At 45.9% G+C, this 24,658-nt stretch carries 26 protein-coding genes; 6 read left to right on the top strand and 20 right to left on the bottom strand.

The annotated features are described in order from the left end of the window. Positions 1-9: 9 nt before the first annotated feature. The 7 genes from sufB to MKY85_RS09275 form a co-directional block, all read right to left on the bottom strand. On the bottom strand, positions 10-1,407 hold the full coding sequence (gene sufB, locus MKY85_RS09305) for a Fe-S cluster assembly protein SufB (protein WP_339240954.1): 1,398 nt from the start codon (positions 1,405-1,407) through the stop codon (positions 10-12). A 20-nt stretch (positions 1,408-1,427) separates the two neighbouring features. Beyond that, positions 1,428-1,859, bottom strand: a complete 432-nt coding sequence (sufU, locus tag MKY85_RS09300) for a Fe-S cluster assembly sulfur transfer protein SufU (RefSeq protein WP_017689537.1) — start codon at positions 1,857-1,859, stop codon at positions 1,428-1,430. Next, the gene (locus tag MKY85_RS09295; protein WP_091032625.1) at positions 1,849-3,069 is read right to left on the bottom strand and encodes a cysteine desulfurase; all 1,221 of its coding nucleotides are present in this window, start codon (positions 3,067-3,069) and stop codon (positions 1,849-1,851) included. Before MKY85_RS09295 ends, sufU begins: the two co-directional genes overlap by 11 nt. Next, positions 3,066-4,370 (bottom strand): Fe-S cluster assembly protein SufD, encoded by a 1,305-nt coding sequence (gene sufD / locus MKY85_RS09290; RefSeq protein WP_339260096.1) that lies wholly within the window; start codon positions 4,368-4,370, stop codon positions 3,066-3,068. The genes MKY85_RS09295 and sufD overlap by 4 nt, the downstream gene beginning before the upstream one ends. A gap of 25 nt (positions 4,371-4,395) precedes the next feature. Beyond that, complete coding sequence (gene sufC, locus MKY85_RS09285) at positions 4,396-5,178, bottom strand: Fe-S cluster assembly ATPase SufC (protein ID WP_062833524.1); 783 nt, start codon at positions 5,176-5,178, stop codon at positions 4,396-4,398. Between the two features lie 370 nt (positions 5,179-5,548). Continuing rightward, positions 5,549-6,124, bottom strand: coding sequence for a DUF1802 family protein (locus MKY85_RS09280; protein WP_342572433.1), 576 nt, complete (start codon positions 6,122-6,124; stop codon positions 5,549-5,551). Positions 6,125-6,248: 124 nt separating this feature from the next. Then, complete coding sequence (locus tag MKY85_RS09275) at positions 6,249-6,710, bottom strand: Dps family protein (RefSeq protein WP_017689542.1); 462 nt, start codon at positions 6,708-6,710, stop codon at positions 6,249-6,251. Between the two features lie 299 nt (positions 6,711-7,009). On the opposite strand from MKY85_RS09275, the gene mtnK reads away from it, so the two are divergent. Continuing rightward, on the top strand, positions 7,010-8,227 hold the full coding sequence (gene mtnK, locus MKY85_RS09270; RefSeq protein WP_342572432.1) for an S-methyl-5-thioribose kinase: 1,218 nt from the start codon (positions 7,010-7,012) through the stop codon (positions 8,225-8,227). Between the two features lie 23 nt (positions 8,228-8,250). Further along, positions 8,251-9,324 carry an S-methyl-5-thioribose-1-phosphate isomerase gene (gene mtnA, locus MKY85_RS09265; RefSeq protein WP_339240946.1) on the top strand — a complete coding sequence of 358 codons (1,074 nt, stop codon included), beginning with the start codon at positions 8,251-8,253 and terminating at the stop codon, positions 9,322-9,324. 118 nt (positions 9,325-9,442) lie between these two features. Here mtnA and MKY85_RS09260 read toward each other — a convergent pair whose 3' ends face one another. Together MKY85_RS09260 and MKY85_RS09255 are read right to left on the bottom strand one after the other, a co-directional pair. Then, positions 9,443-9,745, bottom strand: a complete 303-nt coding sequence (locus MKY85_RS09260; protein WP_017689545.1) for a DUF1805 domain-containing protein — start codon at positions 9,743-9,745, stop codon at positions 9,443-9,445. Between the two features lie 317 nt (positions 9,746-10,062). Further along, complete coding sequence (locus MKY85_RS09255) at positions 10,063-10,323, bottom strand: hypothetical protein (protein ID WP_342572431.1); 261 nt, start codon at positions 10,321-10,323, stop codon at positions 10,063-10,065. A 450-nt stretch (positions 10,324-10,773) separates the two neighbouring features. Between MKY85_RS09255 and MKY85_RS09250 the strand changes: the two genes are divergently transcribed. After that, complete coding sequence (locus MKY85_RS09250) at positions 10,774-11,352, top strand: hypothetical protein (RefSeq protein ID WP_339240930.1); 579 nt, start codon at positions 10,774-10,776, stop codon at positions 11,350-11,352. Positions 11,353-11,475: 123 nt separating this feature from the next. Here the strand turns inward: MKY85_RS09250 and MKY85_RS09245 are convergent, their stop codons facing one another. Continuing rightward, positions 11,476-11,862 (bottom strand): DUF423 domain-containing protein, encoded by a 387-nt coding sequence (locus MKY85_RS09245; RefSeq protein WP_091032639.1) that lies wholly within the window; start codon positions 11,860-11,862, stop codon positions 11,476-11,478. A gap of 332 nt (positions 11,863-12,194) precedes the next feature. On the opposite strand from MKY85_RS09245, the gene MKY85_RS09240 reads away from it, so the two are divergent. Then, complete coding sequence (locus tag MKY85_RS09240) at positions 12,195-12,665, top strand: hypothetical protein (protein WP_342572430.1); 471 nt, start codon at positions 12,195-12,197, stop codon at positions 12,663-12,665. A gap of 106 nt (positions 12,666-12,771) precedes the next feature. Then, entirely contained in the window at positions 12,772-13,620 is an 849-nt protein-coding gene (locus MKY85_RS09235; protein WP_342572429.1) for a DegV family protein, read from the top strand. Between the two features lie 193 nt (positions 13,621-13,813). On the opposite strand, the gene pdaA is transcribed toward MKY85_RS09235, so the two are convergent. Beyond that, positions 13,814-14,593 carry a delta-lactam-biosynthetic de-N-acetylase gene (gene pdaA, locus MKY85_RS09230; RefSeq protein ID WP_342572428.1) on the bottom strand — a complete coding sequence of 260 codons (780 nt, stop codon included), beginning with the start codon at positions 14,591-14,593 and terminating at the stop codon, positions 13,814-13,816. A gap of 96 nt (positions 14,594-14,689) precedes the next feature. Further along, the gene (locus MKY85_RS09225) at positions 14,690-15,100 is read right to left on the bottom strand and encodes a hypothetical protein (RefSeq protein WP_339240925.1); all 411 of its coding nucleotides are present in this window, start codon (positions 15,098-15,100) and stop codon (positions 14,690-14,692) included. A 207-nt stretch (positions 15,101-15,307) separates the two neighbouring features. On the opposite strand from MKY85_RS09225, the gene cysC reads away from it, so the two are divergent. Continuing rightward, positions 15,308-15,946, top strand: a complete 639-nt coding sequence (gene cysC, locus MKY85_RS09220) for an adenylyl-sulfate kinase (RefSeq protein WP_342572427.1) — start codon at positions 15,308-15,310, stop codon at positions 15,944-15,946. Between the two features lie 112 nt (positions 15,947-16,058). Here cysC and MKY85_RS09215 read toward each other — a convergent pair whose 3' ends face one another. From MKY85_RS09215 to MKY85_RS09180, 8 genes are all read right to left on the bottom strand, one after another. Further along, the gene (locus MKY85_RS09215; protein WP_342573320.1) at positions 16,059-17,876 is read right to left on the bottom strand and encodes an ABC transporter ATP-binding protein; all 1,818 of its coding nucleotides are present in this window, start codon (positions 17,874-17,876) and stop codon (positions 16,059-16,061) included. After that, complete coding sequence (locus tag MKY85_RS09210) at positions 17,876-19,072, bottom strand: nucleotidyltransferase family protein (protein WP_342572426.1); 1,197 nt, start codon at positions 19,070-19,072, stop codon at positions 17,876-17,878. Before MKY85_RS09210 ends, MKY85_RS09215 begins: the two co-directional genes overlap by 1 nt. After that, the gene (locus tag MKY85_RS09205) at positions 19,062-19,544 is read right to left on the bottom strand and encodes a lasso peptide biosynthesis B2 protein (RefSeq protein WP_339261358.1); all 483 of its coding nucleotides are present in this window, start codon (positions 19,542-19,544) and stop codon (positions 19,062-19,064) included. Before MKY85_RS09205 ends, MKY85_RS09210 begins: the two co-directional genes overlap by 11 nt. Positions 19,545-19,548: 4 nt before the next feature. Next, positions 19,549-19,848 carry a lasso peptide biosynthesis PqqD family chaperone gene (locus MKY85_RS09200; RefSeq protein WP_339260080.1) on the bottom strand — a complete coding sequence of 100 codons (300 nt, stop codon included), beginning with the start codon at positions 19,846-19,848 and terminating at the stop codon, positions 19,549-19,551. After that, on the bottom strand, positions 19,848-20,792 hold the full coding sequence (locus tag MKY85_RS09195; RefSeq protein WP_342572425.1) for an aldolase: 945 nt from the start codon (positions 20,790-20,792) through the stop codon (positions 19,848-19,850). The genes MKY85_RS09200 and MKY85_RS09195 overlap by 1 nt, the downstream gene beginning before the upstream one ends. A 145-nt stretch (positions 20,793-20,937) precedes the next feature. Further along, positions 20,938-21,075, bottom strand: coding sequence for a paeninodin family lasso peptide (locus MKY85_RS09190; protein ID WP_339240916.1), 138 nt, complete (start codon positions 21,073-21,075; stop codon positions 20,938-20,940). A 29-nt stretch (positions 21,076-21,104) separates the two neighbouring features. Beyond that, positions 21,105-23,036: an asparagine synthase-related protein gene (locus MKY85_RS09185; protein WP_342572424.1), complete on the bottom strand. Its 1,932-nt coding sequence runs from the start codon at positions 23,034-23,036 to the stop codon at positions 21,105-21,107. Next, on the bottom strand, positions 23,033-24,301 hold the full coding sequence (locus MKY85_RS09180; RefSeq protein WP_342572423.1) for a sulfotransferase: 1,269 nt from the start codon (positions 24,299-24,301) through the stop codon (positions 23,033-23,035). Before MKY85_RS09180 ends, MKY85_RS09185 begins: the two co-directional genes overlap by 4 nt. Between the last annotated feature and the right edge of the window lie 357 nt (positions 24,302-24,658).

Here is a 24,658-nt window from a genome sequence, read left to right as displayed (position 1 = left end):
TGAATGGGATTAACCAATAGAGCCTTCCATTTCGAATTTGATCAATCTATTCATCTCAACAGCATATTCCATTGGCAATTCCTTCGTGAATGGCTCAATGAAGCCCATGATGATCATTTGTGTAGCTTCTGCATCCGTCAGACCGCGGCTCATCAGGTAGAAGAGCTGATCCTCGGACACTTTGGATACCGTAGCTTCATGCTCCAGCATGATGTTATCATTCATGATTTCATTGTAAGGAATTGTATCTGATGTGGACTCATTATCGAGAATGAGTGTATCACACTTGATGTTGGATTTCGCGCCCTCAGCTTGACGTCCAAAGGAAGCCAAACCACGGTACGTTACTTTACCACCATGTTTACTGATGGATTTGGATACGATCGTAGATGTTGTATCCGGAGCCAAGTGGATCATTTTCGCACCTGCATCCTGATGCTGGTTTTTACCAGCTACAGCGATGGAGAGTACGGAACCTTTAGCTCCACGACCTTTCAGTACAACCGCTGGATATTTCATCGTCAGTTTGGAACCGATGTTACCATCGACCCATTCCATCGTTGCATTTTCTTCTGCAACCGCACGTTTCGTAACGAGGTTGTAGATGTTTGGTGCCCAGTTTTGAATCGTTGTGTAACGAACACGAGCATTTTTCTTACAGATGATCTCAACGACCGCACTGTGCAGTGAGTTTGTGCTGTAGATCGGAGCTGTACAGCCCTCTACATAGTGAACAAAGCTGTCTTCGTCCGCAATGATAAGTGTACGCTCGAATTGCCCCATATTCTCGGAGTTGATCCGGAAGTAGGCTTGCAGAGGCACTTCACATTTAACGCCTTTAGGCACGTAGATGAAGCTTCCTCCAGACCATACCGCACTGTTCAATGCAGCAAATTTGTTATCTGCTGGCGGAATAACTGTTGCAAAATATTCACGCAGGATTTCCGGATGCTCTCTGAGAGCCGTATCCGTATCCATGAAGATTACCCCTTGATCTTCCAATTCCTTTTGCATGTTGTGATATACAACCTCAGATTCATACTGAGCCGATACCCCTGCAAGGAATTTTTGCTCTGCTTCAGGGATACCCAATTTATCAAAGGTTTCCTTGATTTCAGAAGGGACCTCTTCCCATGTTTTCCCTTGTTTTTCAGAAGCACGAACGTAGTACTGAATATCGTTGAAATCCAATCCGTCGAGATCTCCGCCCCATTTCGGCATCGGCATCTTTTCGAATTGCTTCAAGGATTTCAGACGGAATTCCAACATCCATTCCGGTTCGTTCTTAATCCGGGAAATCTCGGTAACTACTTCTGCAGTCAGACCTTTACCGGTTTGAAAGATGGATTTGTGCTCGTCGCGGAAACCATATTTATACTCTTCCATTTCTGGTGCTTTTTTAGCCATCTTGCTCTACCTCCCTATCGTTATTGTACTTTGTTCTCTTCGTCAATCCCTTTGCGTAATGCATTCCAGGCCAGAGTGGCACATTTGATGCGTGCAGGGAACTTGTTCACACCGGATAGGGCTTCGAGATCTTCATAATCGTCGAAATCGACTTCTTCACCTTTCATCAGTGAGGAAAAACGGTTAGCGATATCGAGTGCCTGTTCCATCGTTTTGCCTTTGACGGCCTCCGTCATCATTGATGCAGAGGACATGCTGATGGAGCAGCCTTCACCCGTATATTTGGCTTCCTGAACGATTCCGTCTTTCAGCAAAATTTGCAGTGAAATCCGGTCGCCGCACGTTGGATTGTTCAAATTCACCGTGACAGCGTCATTATCAAATGTTCCGCGGTTACGCGGGTTTTTGTAGTGGTCCATTATAACACGTCTGTACAGATCATCAAGTTGCATCGCCAAAGTACTCCTTTGTCTGGATTAAGGCGCTGACAAGCCGATCTACATCTTGTTCGTTATTGTATAGATAGAAGCTGGCACGAGCTGTTGAGCTAACTTCAAGCCAGCGCATTAGCGGTTGACAGCAATGGTGTCCGGCACGAATGGCTACGCCACTCGCATCCAGTACGGTTGCCACATCATGCGGATGAACATCCCCCAGATTAAAGGTAACAACACCCACATGCCGCTTCGCTGGGCCATAGATGGTTAACCCATCGATCTCGGCCAGACGTTCTGTTGCATAAGCTGCCAGCACACTCTCATGATGTGCAATCTCATCCATACCAATCTGTTCCAGGAAATCAATGGCAGCTCCCAATCCTACCGCACCTGCGATAATCGGGGTTCCACCTTCGAACTTCCAGGGAAGCTCTTTCCAGTTGGATTCGTATAGACCCACATCATCGATCATTTCACCGCCGAACTCAATAGGCTCCATGGACTCCAGCAGCGCCTTTTTGCCGTAGAGTGCACCGATTCCGGTTGGTCCGCACATTTTATGACCGGATAATGCATAGAAATCACAGTCCAGATCCTGCACGTCCACCTTCATATGAGGTGTGCTTTGTGCGCCATCAACAACGATGACAGCACCATTGCGGTGTGCAATTTCAGCAATTTGTTTCACAGGATGAATCAGACCCATAACATTGGATACATAAGCGATTGCTACAATTTTAGTATTGTTCGTAATCGTCTTCTCGACATCAGCCAGTTCAATATGACCGTCAGGCTGAAGCGGGATGTATTTCAATGTTGCACCTGTCTCCTTGGCAACTTGCTGCCAAGGAATCAGATTACTATGGTGCTCCATTTGCGTGATAACAATTTCATCGCCTTCTTTGCAATTGGCGCGGGCGTATGATGAAGCCACCAGATTCAGGGCTGTCGTTGTCCCGCGGGTAAAGATAATCTCCTGCGTACTACGTGCATTGATAAACTTGGCTACCTTCTCACGTGCGCCTTCGTAAGCGTCCGTTGCACGGCTTCCAAGGGTATGAACACCACGATGCACGTTGGAGTTCTCATACTCATAATAATGTTTGACCGCTTCAATCACAGCACGAGGCTTTTGTGAAGTTGCAGCACTATCTAAATATACGAGCGGGTGTCCGTTGATTTCCTGGTGGAGGATCGGGAACTGCTCGCGAATGGACGGGTTCATTGTCCCAGCTTCTTCTCAATCAGGGACTGCAATTGGGTACGCAGTGCTTCCAGAGGAATATCCGCCACCACCGGAGCCAGGAAGCCATAGATGATCAGGCGTTCGGCATCCGTACGGTTAATTCCGCGCGACATCAAGTAATGAATCTGCTCGGCATTGACTTGACCAACAGAAGCCGCGTGACCTGCTGTTACATCATCCTCATCAATCAGAAGGATTGGGTTAGCGTCTCCACGTGCTTTAGGGCTCAGCATCAATACTTTCTCTGTCTGCTGTCCATCAGCTTTGGTAGCGCCTTTCTCAATCTTCGTGATGCCGTTGATGATTGCAGAAGCTTCTTCACGCATAACTGCACGTGTAATCATCTGACTTGGCGTATTCTTGCCGAAGTGACGAGCTTCTGTGGTGTAGTTAATTTTCTGGGAACCGGAACCTACAGCGATAACTTTGGAGTCGGAACTTGATCCATTGCCTTTAAGCACAGTCATCGTGTTACTTGCTGTATCGCCATTGTTCATTTCACCAACGATCCACTCGATCGAAGCATCATTCTCCAAGACTGCACGACGGAATGAAACATCAGTTACATTCACACTCAGTTGATGAACCGATGCATAGCGTACTTTAGCACCAGATTTTGCGAATACTTCCACAACACCATTATGGAATACAGGTGCGGACAGTTCGCCGGATACATAGTTATCCACATAAGTTACTGAGCTGTTTGCTTCTGCAACCACGAGTACGTGAGGTGCAAACGTTGCAGATGCATCATCCGTAAGCAGCACTGCTTGCAGTGGTACTTCAATTTCAACATTCTTCGGAACATACAGGAACACCCCGCCGTTCCAAAGTGCCGCATGAAGTGCAGCAAGGGAATGCTCATCTGCTTTCACTGCTGTGTTCAGATATGGTTTTACCAAATCACTGTGTTCGCGAACCGCAGTAGCCAGATCCGTGAAGATAACTCCTTTTGCCGCCAGTTCAGCAGACACTTTAGAATATACCGCACCGGAATTGCGCTGGATAACCAGACTGCCTTCAGCTTGATCCTGAACCAGATCTTTGATAGAAGCAGGTACTTCTGTCAAAGAAGAAATAGCTTCACTTGCTTTATATGTTCCGTACTCGCTGACATTCCAGCGTTCGATTTTTTGTTTTTCCAGTTTAGGAAGCGCAAGCCCACTCGCAAGCTTCAAAGCTTCGAGTCGCTGTTCGGTCAACCAGCCGGGTTCATTGTTGCTTTCCGACAAGGCGCGAAGCGCTTCAGATTCAACCGGAAGAATTGTTTGTGTAGTCATTAATTAATCCTCCTCCGTTTTGTCTTTACGCTTCTTGACCTACAGTTTCGTCTGTAATTCCCAGCTCTTCCTTAACCCAGTCATATCCTTCAGCTTCCAGACGGTGTGCCAGTTCAGGTCCGCCGGATTTCACGATACGACCTTGCATCATAACGTGTACGTAGTCAGGAGTAATGTAGTTAAGCAGGCGTTGATAGTGAGTGATGATCAAGAAACCACGATCTTCGCTCTTCATTGCATTTACGCCGTTTGCCACGATTTTCAGAGCATCGATGTCCAGACCGGAGTCAATTTCATCAAGTACTACGATTTTCGGATCAAGCAGCATCATTTGCAGAATCTCGTTACGTTTTTTCTCACCACCGGAGAAACCTTCATTCAGGTAACGGTGAGCGAACTCAGGGTTCATGTCGAGTTCTTTCATTTTACCTTCCATTTGACGAATGAACTTGATCAGGGAGATCTCGTTACCTTCGCCACGACGTGCGTTAATTGCACTACGCAAGAAGTCGGAGTTAGTAACACCAGCAATTTCACTTGGATATTGCATAGCCAGGAAGAGACCTGCACGTGCACGCTCATCTACTGCCATATCCAATACATCTTCACCATCAAGTGTAATTGTACCGTCAGTTACTTCATATTTCGGATGGCCCATCAATGCAGAAGCCAAAGTTGATTTACCTGTTCCGTTCGGACCCATGATTGCGTGGATTTCTCCACCTTTCATTTCCAGGTTGATGCCTTTCAGGATTTCCTTACCTTCGATCGTCGCTTTCAGACCTTCAATGACGAAATTCGTAGCCATGTGTATTGTTTCCCTCCATTGATTAAATTGATGTTTGCTGTCGAAAACGAAAAAGCGCCTATTATATCTGAACAGGGCTTCCCCTGAATTTCTCTTGTACTCGAATCTTCAAAGCAAGAACACTTTAGAATAATTCTAAACTGATTCTCAATGATAATCAAGCTATTTCCTAAGAGTGTATATTCCTTGAAGGAAACATTATTCTTTCTGATTCTATAATAAATACCAGATTGAATCAAATGAGAAAACATCTTCTGCCGAGATGGACAGTGAGAAAAATCACAGAAAATCAAGCTTTTATCATATCTGCTGCACACTAATCCAAAAAAGGACTTATCCATATTATGGACAAGCCCCTTCATTAATAATATTACAATTTGAGCATCTCGTTAATCTTCTGTACCTGTTCGTCAAAATCCGCAACGTCCACCACTGGCGTCATTTCGCGCGGCACCGGACCATTCGGAATAGAAATCCATGAGCGACAGCCATTATATTCAGGCAATACGGGGATTTCCATCGGTTCTTTCAAAAGGTACACACGTAAAATCAATACATGGAGCGGATCTTTCCGTTTCCATTTCAAACGGTCTTCGGCAAAATCCGCTGTCCACATATGAAAGTCAAGAAGTCGATCCAGCATCTCCTGATCTCGTATCTCCAGATCCTGCGTTACTTCGGCATAAGCAGTAATGCGGATTGTCGAAGCTTCGGGCACCCATTCGGCCAATGATTCTTCAACAGAGGATTGATCCGAGGACTTAATCAGTTCTTTACGCTGATGTTCATAAGTCGGATACAGGTAAAACGCCGGACTTTTCAGCTCAAAATGTCGGGTTTCCTCTACAATCCCACCTTTGCGCATCACCATAATTTGGCGACCCGTTTCCAGTGCTTTGATTGCTGAGGCCCATTCTTTTAAAGCCGGTATCGTTGGTTCTAACATAAGCTGTTCCTCCCCCATCGTTCTTGTCAGCAGTATAGACGCTCAGGGCGTTTCTGACAACATGATCGGGGATCAGAAAGCTTACGAAAGAAACATACTTGTATTAGATTAGATCTTGTCTGTATTAACCCAGGAAAGAGCGAAGCATCCACATGTGTTTCTCAAGGTCAGCCTTGAAGCCTGTCAGCATATCGGATGTCGGTTGATCTTCAGCTGCATCTGCAACCTCGATACCTTCCTGATATTCATTCGAGAGTGTAGCAAAGTCTTCGATCAGGTTTTGCACCATTGTCTTCGCGTCTTCGCCACCAGCTGCCTCCTGGATAGAGGAAAGCTCCAGATACTCTTTCATTGTAGCCGCCGGGCTACCTTTGAGCGTAAGAATACGCTCTGCAATTTCATCCATTTGCACGGTAACTTCGTTGTAGAACTCTTCGAATTTCACATGCAACGTGAAGAAGTTAGGTCCTTTAACGTACCAGTGATAGTTATGAATTTTGACATACAATACGTTCAGGTTGGCTACCTGACGATTAAGTACTTGTTCCACCGATTTCGCTTGATCTGTTTTGTTTTTTGTAGCCATATTAATCCCATCCTTTTATTTAAAATTAGCCTGTCATGCCGTGATAAGCAGGTTGTCCCGCAAATGCATAACAGAGAGTTAATAATGTGTCACCGCTTGGTAGCGGAGAGGCTCATGATCAGCGTTTTTCTCAACTGTCCGGCCTATTTGTTTTTACCCTTGAACAGGAAGTTCGAATCAGGATCAACTTGGGTTGTCTCAAAAAAAAGTTCAAAAACCGCGCTATTTCCGATATACTGACATATACCAAGCAAAGAAGTGGGTTTTCCTGTTTCTTCATATATATGGAGGTGGCACCTTTGTCCCAATATCGCCCTTTAACCCCCCAGGATGCAATTGAACTGGCCAAAACATTACCGGGTCCATTTGCGGCAGATGCAAATCTGGATTGTCACGAGATCGGCGACGGCAATCTGAATTTGGTATTCCACATCACGGATCAGAACTCCGATAAAAGTATCATTATCAAACAGGCGCTTCCTTATGCGAAAGTGGTTGGAGAATCATGGCCACTCTCTCTTGTACGTGCCCGAATTGAACGTGAGATTCTTCAAGAAGAGTACCGTCTGTGTCCAGGGATGGTACCGGAAGTGTATCATTACGATGATGACCTCGCATTAACCGTTATGGAAGATCTGAGTGATCATGTGATCATGCGCAAGGGTCTGATTGAAGGTGTTTCCTATCCTCTTTTTGCACAGCATATTGGGGAATTCATGGCGAGAACGCTGTTCTTCACATCCGACTTGGGTATGGATCAGCAATTGAAGAAGGAACAACAGGGCAGATTCATTAACCCGGACCAATGCAAAATAACGGAAGATCTGATCTTTGATGAACCCTACCGGATCGCTGAAAAAAATAATTATGATGCTTCCATTGAAGATGCAGCTGACGCCCTTCGCACGGATGGGGAGCTCCACCTTGAAGTGGCCCTGCTGCGGGAAAAATTCCTGACACATGGACAGGCATTGCTTCATGGAGATCTGCATACAGGCAGTATTTTTGTTACACCTGAATCGACCAAAGTCATCGATCCCGAATTTGCATTTTACGGCCCCATGGGATTCGATGTCGGTGCAGTCCTTGCAAACCTGCTCTTAAATTACGCATCCCTGCCAGGATGGATTCAGGATGAGACTGCTTTACGTGAGCGTGAAACGCTTTTGCTGAATATGGTTCGTGATGTATGGACTGAATTCGAATCCCGTTTCCGTGCCCTCTGGGCTAACGACCTGGTGGATCCGATGGCAAAAACGCCTGGGTACCAGGAGCTGTATGTGCAGCAATTGTTCAGAGATTCGATCGGCTTCGCAGGTGCCAAAATGGTTCGTCGTATCGTGGGACTCGCTCACGTGGCGGATATAGATACCATTCCTAATGCAACTGAACGTGAACGTGCTCAGCGTAAATCATTGGCCATTGGTAAAGCGTTAATCAAAAACAATCGCCGTTTGAATACCATCGGTGAAGTACTGGATATTGTATCTACAGCGGTTACTACGACTAAGGCTTAACACAAGGAACGGAGGAACCACCCATGACAACCCCTGAATATCAGCCTCTGTCCTCTCTGATCTGGAAAAAGGACAAACTTGAAATGCTTGACCAGCGTCTATTGCCCGAAACCATTCTTATGCTGAAACTCTATACACCCGAGGAAGTATGGGAATCGATCCACTCCATGAAAGTACGCGGTGCTCCAGCGATAGGTATTGCTGCTGCATTTGGTGTTGTATTAGGTGCCAAATCATACGATGGAACAACCATTCAAGGCTGGCTGGATCATGTAAAATCCATCTGTGCTCATCTGGCGACTTCCCGTCCAACAGCAGTGAACCTGTTCTGGGCGCTGGATCGCATGATGCAAAGAGCAAATGTGGTCGTTGAATCCGGCTTGAGCCTGGAAGAGGGCAATGATGCCCTTGAAGTTGAAGCTCTGTTGATCCAGAAGGAAGATGAAGAAGTATGCCGCATGATCGGCGAGAATGCCCTACCTTTGTTCGAGGATGGTATGGGTGTGCTCACTCACTGTAATGCAGGCGGACTGGCTACAGCGAAATACGGTACGGCAACCGCTCCAATGTATCTCGCACAGGAACGCGGTATCCATTTGAAAGTATTTGCAGACGAGACTCGTCCTGTACTTCAGGGTGCACGACTGACTGCATTTGAGCTTCAGCAAGCCGGTATTGACGTTACGTTGCTCTGTGATAATATGGCAGGCATGGTGATGTCCAAAGGTTGGATTCAAGCCGTTATCGTCGGAACAGACCGGGTTGCAGCGAACGGTGACGTAGCTAACAAAATCGGGACCTACAGTGTGGCCGTTCTTGCGAAGGCTCACAACATTCCGTTCTATGTAGCCAGCCCATTGTCGACGATCGACTTGTCTACTCCATCCGGAGATCTTATTCCGATTGAGGAACGAGCTGCGGAAGAAGTCACTGAAGGATTTGGCAAACGTACAGCACCGCAAGGTGTTAAAGTATTCAATCCAGCATTTGACGTAACGCCTAACGAATATGTAACAGCTATCATCACGGAAAAAGGCGTTGTTCGCGCACCTTTCAAGGAAAATTTGGCTGCTTTGTTCGCAAAGGAAGAAGCTTAACTTAATAAGAGTATTCAAGAAGAGAGTGTCGTGTATAGCGTTGGTGCCTACGATGTGCCAGGCCAATATTACGATGCTAAAGAAGGGCTTCCCTTATGGGTAGCCCTTTTGTTAGTGATTAAATCATTTTCAACAAAGCCTCTACACCCGTCATGCCAACCGTAATGCCCATGGCCTCGGCCTCTGTTGTCACCGACTCCATAGGTGCATGCAATAACTGCTCCAGTGTACGCACACCAACCGCCCGAGCCGCAATAATTTTGCGATCCCCGAGCTTCTCATTAAGTAATCCCACATCGAGTGCTCCACACATGATATATCCTTTGGATGTATTAATGGTCAACAACGTTGTTTTGGGCAGCTTGACTTCTACCCCAACCAATACATGCTCTCCAACTACAATGGGCTCCATCGTCACCATAATTTCCCGATCCACCTCCTCTTCCACAGGTCACGATAATTGTATGCCTCATTCTGGATTGTCGTGTGGACACCTGCCGTGTTTGAGAAAATGTAGGAACTTATCTTCCGAATATTTTGTTGGTAATTCTTCTCGCAGACTTGGATGTAAAAGAATGCTTTCTGTGAAATATTAAAAAAGCCACCTCGGAAATGAGGCAGCTCTCATAATAATCATTTTTAAGTGTCTAAAAGTTTATCTCGGAGTGTTTGATAACATCTAATCAGCTTCTCGAGTTAAGAAGACGAGTTAATTTAACTGGTCAAAGTGGACCTACCTTAAAACGTATGCTCATCATTCTTTAATTTCCTTATCTCCGTTAACTCTCTTCTAATTCCCAGTACACGTCTATGAAGTACACTGCGGTCTACTGATTCAACTACCGAATTTTTGAACTTAATATCCAATGCACTTAATTGCTCCTGAGCTAGTTTCTTTTTATGTATTGGCTCTACTTGAAGATTATCAGTTCCAGACTTGATCGTCCTCAATCTCTTCTGCTTCATAATTTGTTCAAATACACTGTCCTCTTGACGCATGGTCTTCATTCCTTAATATGTGATAAACACATTGTATCATAACGAGAAGAGGACTGTTACATAATAAAGTACAGATGCTTAGAGTCGGGCATGATCCTATTTTGAAGATCAATATTATAGAGGGAAGTAAAATAAAAGAACAACCTTTACGGAGTTGATTTTGAGAAGACAGGTATTATATTTCTGAACTATTCCTTACCGATCTAATAAGCCCACTCTTTTCTTGATCCACCTCCTCTTCCACATGGTCACGATCATTGTTTTCCTCATTCTCAATTGTCTTGTGGATACCTAATAATGACCCGAATAATGATGTTCATTTGTAATATTTACCCAATTAATCATAATCATTTTTCCCCTTCTCTAGCACTATGATAAATTCATTTTTAATGATATAGTGGATTGAAGCGTTTTTTTAAGCTGACATATCTTTTAACGGGGCTGGGATGAATGAAAGAAACCTTATCCAATCAAGAGGAAATCGGCTTTTTATTTAATGTCGATATACTTATTAAGAGCCGCTCAAATGCATTGGCACTGCAGTCCCTGTTGGAGTTCATAAACAAAGAGGAACAAATTGCGGACTTTCGGATTCAATCCGGCATAGAGCTAGGCAAAATTATTGAAGCGACACTCCAGTCCAAGAAGGACTCTTTCGTCACACTTCACAATGAACGTAAAAAATCACAAGTGAGCGCGGCACAGAAGGCGTCCGGTTCTACGCAGACACCTACCTCAACTGCTCCAGCCAAAACACAGAACAAGCAAGAAACACCTGCTATTGAGAAAAAGACCTCTACTCAAACATCCAATATTTCCGAAGGAAATTCGTTTGATGCGTGGATTGACACGCTCATTAAAGAGAATCGACTTACCCGTATTGTGGTCAATAATAAGAACGGTAAACATCAGAGCATTCCATGCCGCATTTTGAATTTTGATCGGGATACTAGTATTGTGAGCATATACCATGTCGATGAAAAACAGGTGTATACGTTCCGAACCAATGAAATCGATGAGTTTCTGTAACCTACTTCATCGGAATAAACAAAAAGCAACTTGCGTTAGAATGACGGGACATTCTAACGCAAGTTGCTTTTTTAGTTCGATGGTTCATGTAGGATTGAACTCTCCGAGATTCCTTCGGCCCGATCAGGAGCGATCCTTACCTCGCTGCCATACATCTAATGCCAATAACAACCATCCAGCAATGAAGGCTACCCCACCAATCGGTGTGATGGCTCCTAGAATCTTGATACCAGAAATGCTAAGCACATACAAACTACCCGAGAACACGATAATCCCGATAAACAACAAACGTGCTGCCCACTTTAGTTTCGTCGATGCCCCAAGCTGACCAGCCGTCAAGCCAATAATGAGCAAGCCCAATGCATGAATCATGTGATATTGCACACCCGTCTCATATGTAGCGATGGCCGCCGGCCCAATCGTATCCTTAAGCATATGAGCACCAAATGCGCCGATCGCCACCGATAGCATGGTCATTACAGCTCCAAGCATCATCCATCTTCGTTGCATGTAAGTTCTCTCCCTTATTTCAACTACTCTTCACTCCTATCATTGTAGCGAATCCACTCCTCCTTTGCCAGTCGGGAGGAGACTTCAAAGATCATATGTCTGTTTATACTTAACAATTCTTTCTCCGCCCTATAAATTGTAGGAAACAAGCGTAAATCCTTGATTTTTATCGTTATTTATGGAAAAGTAAACAGGTATGTCATCGTTGTATTTTAAGTGCAAGTCCAAAAAAGTTGGTGTTTCAGTACCGGAAAGATGGGAACAAGCTAATAATTACTCATCAATTAGGTTAATAACACTCATAAGATGTTTAAGGGAGGCAAGTTACAATTATGGATAATCGCGATTCCTATAATTCAGGTTATAACAATACGGATCAGAACCCTGGCCATGCAGATCCATACAATAACAACAGTTATGATCCATACCCACCAGATCATGAGAGACAACCGATTGTACCACTGAAACATTCCGGACCTGGTATCGCCAGCTTTGTCATAGGATTGGTTGCGATTTTGGGTTACATTCTGATATTCTTTATTGCCACCATGGCTATAAACGAGTCCATCGGAGTGCTCACCCCGTTGCAGGCAGAAGAGATAGCCTTACATCCAGCAGTGGTTCTGGCTTCATTAGCCATTTTGGTCGGTCTGATTCTCAACCTCGCCGGAGGCATCCTTGGAATTATTGGTCTTGTCCTCAAGAATCGAAAGAAAGTCTTTGCCATAATCGGAACCATATTAAATGGAATGATGATTCTGTTATTCGTTGCACTTATTGTGATAGGCATGAACATGATGTAACGGTTTGCATCAGCGCCTTGTTTCCTTATAATTAAAATGAATGGGTCTACACATAAGTATAATCTATATTTTTTTGCCAAAATCATTGTTTTCAAAGGAGATTGACATGTCACGAATCAAAATTTTTGCGGACAGCACAAGTGATCTGGCTCCAGAATGGATCCAGCAGCACGATATCGGCATTATCCCCTTATATGTGGTGTTCGGTGATGAATCACTGAAAGATGGTGCTGAGATCAAGCCTGAACAGCTATATGAACGTGTCAGCCAAGATGGGCGTCTTCCCAAAACGGCTGCACCTTCCCCCGCTGATTTCATGACGGCATTTCAACCTTACATAGATCAAGGGGATGAGATTCTATATATCAGCTTATCTTCTGAACTTTCCTCTACCTATCAAAATGCACGACTAGCGAGTTCCGAGTTCCCCGAAGGTCGAATTTCGGTTATTGACTCACAAAATCTCTCATCGGGAATTGCACTGATGGTGATGAAAGCTGTATATGCTGCCGATCAAGGACAAAACCTGAATCAGATTACACACCTGATTGAGGCGATGAAACCAAATGTACGCACCGAGTTTGTCATCGATACCCTGGAGTATCTGCATAAAGGCGGTCGCTGTTCGGGCATGCAGAACCTGATTGGCAGCCTGCTCAAGATTCGCCCTGTCATCCGGGTAACGGATGGCAAGATGGCACCTGCTTATAAAGTACGCGGTAAACGGGAGAAAGCGCTGGAACAAATGCTAACTAATACACTTAGCCAGAAGGATCAGATCGATCCAGATCTGCTGATCGTTGTGCATACCATGGCCGAAGAGGATGCGTTGGACTTGCAGAAATCTTTGCAGGAACAGACGGGGGCCCGGGTGGAACTAACCACGGCTGGGTGTGTAATATGCAGTCACTGCGGCCCGAAAACAATTGGAATCATCTATAACACTGTTTTATAGTATTACACGCACCATCGTATCGTATTACCCAATCCTTTCTTCTGGATCTGTATGTGGTTACATCCATTACTTGGACAGACATACCGATACAACTAAAAAGGGCATTCCGAGCCTAATCGCTCAGGATGCCCTTTCATATTTTGCTATACTTTTGAATGACCTACATTTGATCCATTCTTCATCACGAAACAGATCAATAATTTTTGGTTCGCAAATCATCCAGACTTTTAAATACATACCCTTGCTTGCGTGCCTCATCAATAATGGAGCCGAGTGCTTCCGTGTTATCTTTGGATACCGAGTGAAGCAAAATGACAGCCCCTGGATGAAGTTGCTTCAATACCTCTTGATGAGCATATTGTGCACCACGTTGCACATTGGTATCCCAATCTTTGTAGGCAACAGACCAGAACACATTCACATAACCCTGAGCATGACTCTCCGCAAGCGTGCGATTGTTAAAGATTCCGCGCGGTGGGCGTAAAAAGGTCGCTTGTTGACCTGTCAGACGATTCACCTCTGATTTGACCTTCTCCAGTTCCACTTTAAGCTTTTCATTGGAGATACGGGTCATATCCGGATGACTCCATGAATGATTACCGACGATATGACCTTCAGCCGCCATGCGTTTGACCAACTCAGGCTGATCTTTCAGATAATGACCTGTTACAAAGAAAGCAGCTGGCACCTTCTTGGTACGCAAAACATCCAGTATGGCAGGCGTGAATCCATTCTCATACCCGTTATCAAACGTGAGATACAATTCCTTTTGCTTTGTATCCCCCAGGAAAATGGCATCGTTATGTTGTAAGATCGATTTGAAGCCTTCCTGATCAATGGAGGGCAGCTGACCGTTTTGACTCTTTTTGAAGCCAAAGTGATATGCTCCGGTAACCGGTGATGCTTCAGTCTGTGCCGGTACCATACTGATGGATAACAGTGCCACCAATATATATAGAACCATTCGCTTCATTCCATCCGCTCCTGTTCCTGAAAATTCGGCTAGTCGTTTGTATACACGAACACCTTCAGGTAATATGCCACAGGAACGGCTAATGTATGTAAATTATCAACGATCAAAACGTTTATTTTCAGGTTGTGGCGGAGATTGATAGAACAATTCAAGCAAGGTCTGGGGTTTGCCACTGGAAGCAAGCCATTCCCTCACGGTCTGTATGGCACGAGTCTGTCCATCTCCCCGATCACGCCATGTAAGCAGCTCGATAACTTTGATAATTAAGGCGGACATATTGTGATTATCCAGTTCAGAGCGTTCTGCCCTCAGCTTGTGATACAATGCCTCCTGTTCCCAATCCAGAAGAATCTCATCACCAATGGTTGGCTTCAACAAGGTATATGCTCTGTCACAACCTTTGCAACGAACAGTGCTGACCTGTTCATCTATAAATTCCACTCGAACATCCTGATGGCAATCCGGGCATTTGAATCCAACTTGTATGTTTTGTATGTTTTCGTTCATGGCCTTGTTCCTCCTGCGATGTGAGCATTCTACATCATTTCATGCAAAATACTCCTTGGATATATGCATATTGCTTATGTATGTACTACATCTATACCCGATATTTTGTCGATTCACGCTTATTTTGAAGAAATCTGTAAGGTGCTATAATCTTGTAAATATGTTAAAATATTATACATATCATGGTAGGGAAAAGGCGGGATACACATGTCGAAGGAAGAGCGCAATATAACCTGGCAATCATCCAACATCAAAAGACAAGACCGGGAGAAACAACATGGGCACCGTAGTCGTGCCATCTGGTTTACCGGGTTATCAGGTGCAGGAAAGTCATCCCTTGCATTTGCCCTGGAGCAATATCTCTATGACCAAGGCGTACGCTGTTATGTTCTGGACGGGGATAATGTTCGTCATGGACTGAACCGTGATCTCGGTTTTACAACAGGGGATCGTCAAGAAAATTTGCGGCGTATTGGCGAAGTGTCCAAGTTAATGGTAGATGCCGGGTTGTTTGTCCTTTCAGCCTTTATCTCTCCAGATGCACAGGATCGGGAGATGGTCAGACAGTTATTTGAACCCGATGATTTTATTGAAATCTATGTGCGCTGTTCAATTCAAGAATGTGAGCGGCGTGATCCCAAGGGTCTATACAAAAAAGCACGCAACGGTGATATCCCGCATTTCACAGGCATTTCGGCCCCCTATGATGTACCAAAATCTCCTTCATTCATCATCGATACAGAGCAATCGTCCATTGAGGAAGCCGTGCAAGAGATTGTACAACATTTGAAGCAGATCGGCGCTCTTCAGCTTCCGATCCCTTCCAATACAGCACTTGTTCATTAATCCTTGTCATTATACTAGCCCACTTACATGAAAGGCGCGCCCGCAGTGGCGCGCCTTTTAACATAATAATTGCTGGTTATCCTTCGATAAACGAATATACAGAAAAACTTACTTACTGTCCTACAACACCCGCTTGCATATTCAGAAGTTTACTGAACGTCCCTACCGGATCAGTTGATAACTGCTGGTACCCGCCCTCTTGAATCACCCGACCTTCATCGAGCACAATGACACGATCCGCTGTCCGAATCGTAGACAATCGGTGTGCAATCACGATAATGGTCACATGTCCTTTCAGTCGTTCCAGCGCCTCATGAATATACTGTTCATTCTCACTATCGAGCGCACTTGTTGCTTCATCCAGTACCAATACCGAAGGATTCCTCAGCATGGCCCGGGCAAGCACCAATCGCTGACGTTCGCCACCGGATAGACGAATACCTCGATCACCAATAATCGTATCCAGACCCTGCGGCAGCTTCCGTACAAAAGCCGCAGAGGAGGAAAACTGCAAAGCCTGCCACATCTGTTCTTCACTTGCATTGGGATCAACCAGACGCAGATTCTCACGAATACTGGTATGAAACAGGAAAGGGTCCTGGGAGACATATCCGATAGAACTTCTCCAGCTCAATAAACGCTCTTCTGACAGAGGAACACCGTCAATCAGAATACGACCGCTCTCTGGCCTTACAAGACCCATAATCAGATCGATTAGTGTGCTCTTGCCTGCTCCAGATTTACCCACAATCGCGGTCATGCCACTTGCGGGAATCGAAGCCTTTACATTCCTCAATGAGTACGTATCACTTCCCTCATAACGATAACAGACATCCTCACATGTGATCGATTCTTGAAATACCATGGGTTGAATCACATGAGACCCCGTCTCTCCCGCTGAAGCCACTTCTTCACTAATCTCACGACTTTTCGCCGTCTGAGCTTGCATTTCTCTTACCACACGGAACGCAGGCAGCATGGAGCTGATGTACTCCAGATTGGACTGAATCGCTGTAAATCTAGGCCATAAGCGGGAAAAAATAAGGATGATGAGCAGCAGACTTGCAGGTGGCACCGTCATTACACGAAGAGAAAGATAAATGAATGCCGCAATAATGATCGCCGCAGACATCCGATGAATCAGCTGTGTTCCACTGTTCAATTGGCTAAATTGAATGACATTGCGTTCAATCTGTCTGCACATACGCTCGAACCAATTCATGTGTGATCGCTCAAGCATATTGCTCTTAATATCCTTAATTCCGTTAAAATGCTCGGTTATGCCATTATAATAACTTTGCGAGAATCCAGAAGTCTGATCCCCGATCTGTTTGGCTCGCTTGACGAATTTTCTCAAGACCATAAAGAGCAGCAATCCACAGACCAACACAAGTGCTGTCAATTTCGCAGACAACCAGAAAGCCAGACCAATCTGTATGCCCGTAAAGATCAGGGAGGCTGTCATTTGCAGTACAATGCCTGTGCCTTGGCTGACACGTGCAAGCTCAGTCGTTAATATATGGTTAAAATCGGATTTTCGTTTTTGGAGAAAAAATGACCACTGCGCCATAATAATGGCACCATAGGTTTCCATGCGCAGCGTTCGTACAAATTGCTGCTGGATTCGAGTATTACGGATCGTCTGAAGACGCTGCATCCAGGCCTGTCCGGAGACAATCAATACAAAGGTGAACAATACGAGTAACAATTGGCCATTCTCAGAAAAACGATTCAACATTTGTCCAATCCAGGGAATGTTCAACCCAGCGGAGCCCATCTCAAATATACCGATCAGACTCAACATCGGAACAAGCATGTAGATCCCGATCCCTTCCATGAGACTGATACAGATCATCCCTAGCAGATTCCAATATAAAATGGGCCCCGTGACATGATGCAGCTTTCGCATAAAATACTTTAATTCCGAGATCATACTTTACCCCTCTCCGTGACCGTATACCTTTTAATTCGCCGCCAGAACCAGAGAAACGGACGTAACGGAAAGTACAGAAAAAACAAAGAACGCGGAAGCGGCAGTTGATCCACATCCCATGTACTTGGATATAACCGCTCAATAAAGAAAAACCACTTCTGTTTCGTACTTCGGAGTTTAAACAGATACGACGGATACGATTTCATATCAGCCGGACTTTCCAGCATATCATTCATGAACTCTGCGCCTTCACTCGCTAATCGTTTGCCTGTACGATCACTCAAGGACATCAAGGACCTGTACTCTGTATCCAGTGGCGTGTTCAGCAGATCTGATGCCAAGTGAAGAGCCTGTGAACCAATGGACAAACGTCCCTCCGCTTTCAGACGCCGTTCTACTTTTTTCACATCGAGTGGCATGCTTCGAATCATCTGATCGATATCCAGCAACCAACGCAGTCTGAACCAGCCATGACGTGCTCCATGGGTTACCAAATAAGCCCAGAGATCTTCTTGTTCAAGCATACGAACAGGTGTCTGTGTGTATGAACTGAACCGGCTCCGTTTCCACAACAATTCAAAATCGGTTTCTTTGCCCGAATCCGGGTTCAAACGCCAATGAATCTCCACTTGAGTCCTTTTGACCGGATGGATGTAACAGATATGATGTTCCCGCCATTTCCAGCTGCGAACCGTAGGTGCCCGCTCCCCTTCCTTGGATACGTAACCAAGGGTAGCCAGAATGCCTTCAGCCGCTTCCACATCATCGAACGGAATCAGAATATCCAGGTCTTTGGAGGTTCGCATGGATACATCACCATATAGATCATGAGCCAGCGCGGGCCCCTTCAGCGTAATATTACGGATGCCGTGTTCACGGAAAGCTCCACACACCTGTTCCATTTCAGCTGTCAGATGTAACATGCGGAACGTATTGGCCGTGTATTGTTGTCTCAAGCTCTCCATAACATCTGCTGGAATGATCACCGAGTTCAATTCTTTCATTTTCAAATAAAGGACAGAGTATAAGCGGTGATGATAGACCAGCCGCAGAAAGAGCTGCCAATCCGTTCCTTGTAAACCGGCCTTGCGTTCTTCAGGGGATAGAGCCGTCAGATCACCTCTAATGATGCTCAAAATCAGCTTAAGTTCCTTCGGAAATCCTGATGAATAGAGTTCACTTTCATGTATCATAGACAATCTCCCCAGATCCCTTCTCCGGACACCGTTTGCCAAACACGCCGACAACCGTATATTGGTCCATAGTATCAGCTCCGGTCACGATCAATTTACCACTTCGCAGCCAGGCATGAGCCATCATATGTCCTTGCTTATTCCGCGCAGTCCCCATGTATAACGTACTCTCTATCTTGCGACGCTCAAGCATCTTCATCCCGGCAATCGCCATTACAAGGCAGCGGCTTTCCCATAACGTATATTTACTAGCAAGCGAAATCGCTTTGGAAATATTCCGGATAGCGATGACCTCGCTGCGATCAATTCCTGTCATCGGCGTTTCAACCATGGGTGTACCCAGACCTGGGGCGATTTTGGCGAATGGCATAGCCTTCTGTATGCGCGCCCAGCCAAGGAAGAGATAGGCCTCCCATATCAGTCGACGCATCGCCCGCGGGAGCGAGAGATAAGCCTTTATTTTTCGCAACATCATGCTACACTCCGCGAGTAACGTCGATCAGACCTTCACGGGACAAATGTTCCAGGAACTGCACTACCTGCTCACGACATACATCCGGCTCAATCTCATACTCCGCAGCGAGTACGTCTACAACTTCACCCAGCGTGCGTTCTTCTGCGATCAGATCCCAGATTCGTCCTCCGGTACTTCCGAGATTATAGTATTTTCCAGAGCTAATGCTCATCATGACTTTCTCACTGCCCATGTCACTCACCAGATTGCCTTCCTTCCGGGTTACCCGGTCTTCCACATTCATCGGCGTAGTCGCTGTCATTATCCTGTGTGCACTCCTTTACGTATATGATCTGTAATCCGATCCACCATCTCAAATGCTGTAAACTCAGCACCCGTTCTGACCAATCTGCCAATCTCCACACTCGCTGAAAGTCTTGAAGCCGTCTCGAACAGCCACTGTGCCAATCCCTGTCTTGCAACGAGTCCACCACGGAACGTATGCGAGCATAAGAGATGCAATCGTTCCAGCCCCTTCACTTCAACCAGTTGAACGGACGAATAGTTTGCCTCCGGTTGTGGAGCGAGTTCGAAGATTCCGCCTAGTGGTACGGCCATCTCATGAAAATAGTGCTGAACAGGTATCGCATACTTCGTAATCTCCGCGTGAACCGTTGCATAATCCTGTTCCTTCATGCCGAAACCATCCAGACTGGGCTGCCACAATTTTTGTTGTGGATAACCAGGCGATACGATGGCTCTTCCCCCGGCACCCCAGGTGAGTGCAACGACATCATCGGTGAGAAGCGGATATCCGCGTGATGCCAGGGCAGCCGATAGTGTCGATTTGCCTGCTCCAGAATGTCCGACAAATGCGTAAGCCCACCCATCAATAACCACTGCACTACCATGCAATGGAAGAATGCCACGTTGCATCATTATGACCGCCATACACGTGCCCAGAATGAATAATCTGACCTTTTTCTCATCTGCACCCGATATAGGGGACACGACAATGCGCTTTCCTTGCTCTATCAGAAACAGACCTGTATCTTCGATTTTGAAAAAAAGGCTGCCCTCTCGTGCAACAAAGTTGTCGTTGCCTACATCCCAGTCCTCCCACAATGGGGTCAAATCTGAAGACTCGATGTGTACATCCGCTACATCCCAATCCGTCTCCGAATGCTTGGGTGCAATCTGAAGTTCAGGCATTCGAATTTGGCTCGACCAGCGTAGACCATACGCTACATAATGCACAAGCAACAATGAACGACGCCTCCTTCGTGATTAAATGTAAAAAAAGCCCTTATATTCATGTTGCTCAATATAAGGGCGGAGGCGAAATCTGGATTGGTACCATTTCCGCCCTTTAAGTATGATGACGCTGGTTAAAACTTAATAACTTAACAACTTAGGAAGTTGGATCATACAGATCCGCATCGTGATCAGTTACCCAGTCAATTTGTCTGTAGCCAGTACCGGCCATCGTTTGATTAACTTCCAACACTTCAAGAGCTGGAGCTTGCCATTCTTTCTTTTCGTTTTGCATTGTTTTCACCTCCCTTCATGTGCACATGGTCAAAATTTGCGAATAAAGCGGTATACGATCAGACTATGCATCATCAATCGCAGATCCGGATGTGAAGCGAGCTCCGGTCTCGGACTCGGAAAATTGGCCAGGGCAGATTGGATGCGCTCCGTGTTTAATATGCCAGCGACCTTGCTGTCAGAACACAACTCACGCAACTCGGCCGTAAACGACTCCCAATTTGGAATGATGCGATGTAGCCAATCCGCCGGTTGTACCCCCCGTACACGCTGATTCAGTCTGACCTTGTCGGGCAACTCGGGTGAAGTCGCCCGGCGAATCAATGAACGATCCGTTCCGTGCTTCACATATTGTTCAATCGGTACAGACAGACAGAATCGAATAACCCTGATGTCACTGGTCGGGTCACGTTCCCAAGCCCGATAACGGAGAGAACATTTTGTGGCTACGGCACCATTTTTATTCGCAATGGCCAGGTTATTGAATTTCTCGGCACGAACCTTGAGTGCATCCGCCTGCGCACCGCCTTGACGAACAATAATGGATTTGAGTCGTTCCAGCACACCCGTTCTTTGCGCAAAATCAGGATGGATCAATTGTACAGATGCGGCCTTGCTTGCTCCCTTGGACTGAGCCTTGAACCATTCCGGATATGCCTTTCGCCCCGTAATCTTGGCTATACGGGAGAAGGGCATGCCAGTCCGTTCACTATACTGCTGCATCTCACGGAACCAGCGGTACCATCGGCCACTTTTCAGCAGACTGGCGTAATAATCCAGAGCCGGCCCCCAGGAGATGGTGAAATTACCACGTGCGCCTGTGAGCAGAATACCTGCATCTTGCTGGCTTGCTTTTTCATAGAATCCGCGAATCCAGAATGAATTTTCAAAGTATTTATAGGGCATTTCCATAATGTCGAGCCACGTATCTATTTCACTAAGTGGGCTTCTGCCTTCAAAATCAAGGTAGTTCTCCGTAATATTGCCGACGTGATTAATCGTGGAACGTATGAAGGGCCTCTCATCGGCTAGCAACGTTTTTGACGTATAATCAGTGAAATCCGGTACGGGAACATAACTATAGGCATGCAGGCGTTTGCCCTGACTTCTCAGTGTTCCGGAAGCAAAACCTACCACGGCCCCCGAGTCCAGTCCTCCACTTAATGCGGCAGCCACCTGCCTGTGCGTTCGCAATCGTGATCCGACTGCCTGAGCGAATACCTCTCGGAACGCTTCTACATATTCACCGTCGGATTTGAGCCGTAGAGGTTCCACTTCATCCCAACGATGATATTGCTTCAGCTCCAGCCTGCCGTCACGGAAGACAAGTGTATGTGCAGAAGGCAGCTGGCTTACCCCACGATATACGGTCGAATTGATATCTGCTGAATCATGCATGTCGGGAATGGCAAGAAACTCAGATAGCCAGGTCTCATCAAGTTCTTTATGTACCCCTTCAAGCCCGAGCAACGGATTCATGAGTGTGCAGAAAGCAAATCGTGAACCATCGTGTCGGTAATAGAAAGCTCTCATGCCTGTAATGTCTCTCGCTGCATACAGTTTGCGATTCCGCTCATCCCATATGGCGAATACAAAATCCCCCAGCAATCGGACAGCTACATCGTCTCCCCAGCGCTGATAGGCACGCAAGATCAGTTCACTATCAGCCAACATAGCCAGTTCAGCTCTGGATATCTGTAATTGATCTGCCAGTTGTTCCCGATTATCCAGAATGGCATCTGCCGTGATCGTCAGGCCACTTTCCTCATCATATAAAGGCAATTTCTCGCTAACCGATTCCGGTGTAATCCATTGGGCATGACAGCTAAGAAAAGCCTCGTTGCCTTTCCACACTCCTGTTGTGTCCGCAGGCACATGCCCCAGGCTTGCATACAAGCGCCAGCTGTCTTCCCATAGCGCCTGTTGACCATCGTTATGAACAATTCCCGCTATGGCGCTCATGACTTTCCTCCCCGTAGAATCTTGCGCTGTGAAGCCCAGGCGCTGATCTGATGACCAAATGGTACCCATGATTTGATACGCTGTATTTTGCTTTGAGCAGAAGCCAACTGAACTTTCAGGCGTTCCCGCTCACTGTATCCCCGTTCCAGACGATGATCTGCCGCCCGTAATGCAGCTTGCAGTTGTCTGATCGTGACCAGTGCAGCCAGTGTAGGGTCTGTCTTTTCAGGTTCTTCGACAACTTGGTCATCAGGAGTCCCAGGTGGAGCATGAACGACAGAATCTGCTGGCTGCATTCGGTATTGCGGTTGCCACTGGCAACCGGTCGCTGCTGTCAACTGATGCGTGATCCGGTCGATAACCTCTTGATCAGGACTTGCATCATAATGGACTCCCGTCCATTGTTCGGCTTCTGCGAGCTGTTCACTGTATCCCATCCGGTGGAACAGATCTGCCCCCATCACACGGCAATACAATTCAACTTCACCCGGCTCCAATATGTTTTTCCAGTTGTTAACAGAACCCTGATGTGCCTCTTGATGCGAAGAAAGAAATGGATCACCCACGCCCATACTGTAAAACATGTCAGACTTCGGACTGTCCAGAAACTGTCCATATTGCTCCATACCCTGTTCATATCGAATTCCCAGAAATGCGCATAGTTTCTCAAGTTCTTCCTGAGGATTAGAAACTAATTGTTCATATTGCAACTCATACGCATTGGAGTGTGGTTCGGCAAAATAATCATTCAAGCGGAGCATCCCAAGTGTGAGATCCGCAGATTTCATATTTAATTTGGGGCTATGCAGACTATGAATCAGGTCGAATCCTTCTCCTGTATGGCGGTTTACCTTTTTGAATGATGCAGCTATGGCCAGAGGATTACGTTGGAGATGAATGCGCTTGGACTGAGGGAATAGACGATCCAGCCATTCAAGCATGTAATAGTACCGTGGAGATTTATCTACGATGAAGTCTGCTCCGCTACCCTCCAGGAATCCATTGTAGATCTCGAGAGCAAAACTTCGGCACGCCTTTTCGAAGACATCCTCGGGTACCATGGCATTGTAGAACTGACGAACGATGGAGCTACCACCATAAGCGCGTGAATCACCTTTGGGCAAATCGACAAGATTCATCAGAAACCACATTTCCTGGGTGGCAAATATACGACTGTGATTTTGCAGCATGACGGTGGATAAGGAACTACCACTGCGGGGAACACATAGTAAGAAAACAAGTCCGTTACCTTGAGCATCGATCAATGGCAGCCTCTCCTCTGTTCATTAGTATAAATATGTAGCCGGGATAGACCAGACTCTACCTTTGTGTTTGGCAAAACGAGTAACATGCACGCTATTGGTCAGTATTTTGCAATATTCCGGCGGAATCTTACACGGGAATGAAGCAAAACACATGGTTGTATTCGACAACTCTCAGATACAGTATGTATTCATAGTTTTACTCTATGATACAAAATGTATCATGTCAATCTTTTATTTTCACCTTTTCATAAATTCTTACTCTTACATGGTATTCTGCTGTCTGTCGTTTCAGCACTTCCTCCTAATTCATCTTGATTAAGATGCACAAATGCGAATAAGCTTCAGACATGTTCTGCG

The organism is Paenibacillus sp. FSL R5-0749 (assembly GCF_038595085.1).
Lineage (GTDB): Bacteria > Bacillota > Bacilli > Paenibacillales > Paenibacillaceae > Paenibacillus.
Note: the sequence above shows the minus strand (reverse complement) of the source record. Positions and strands in the feature narration are given on the sequence as shown.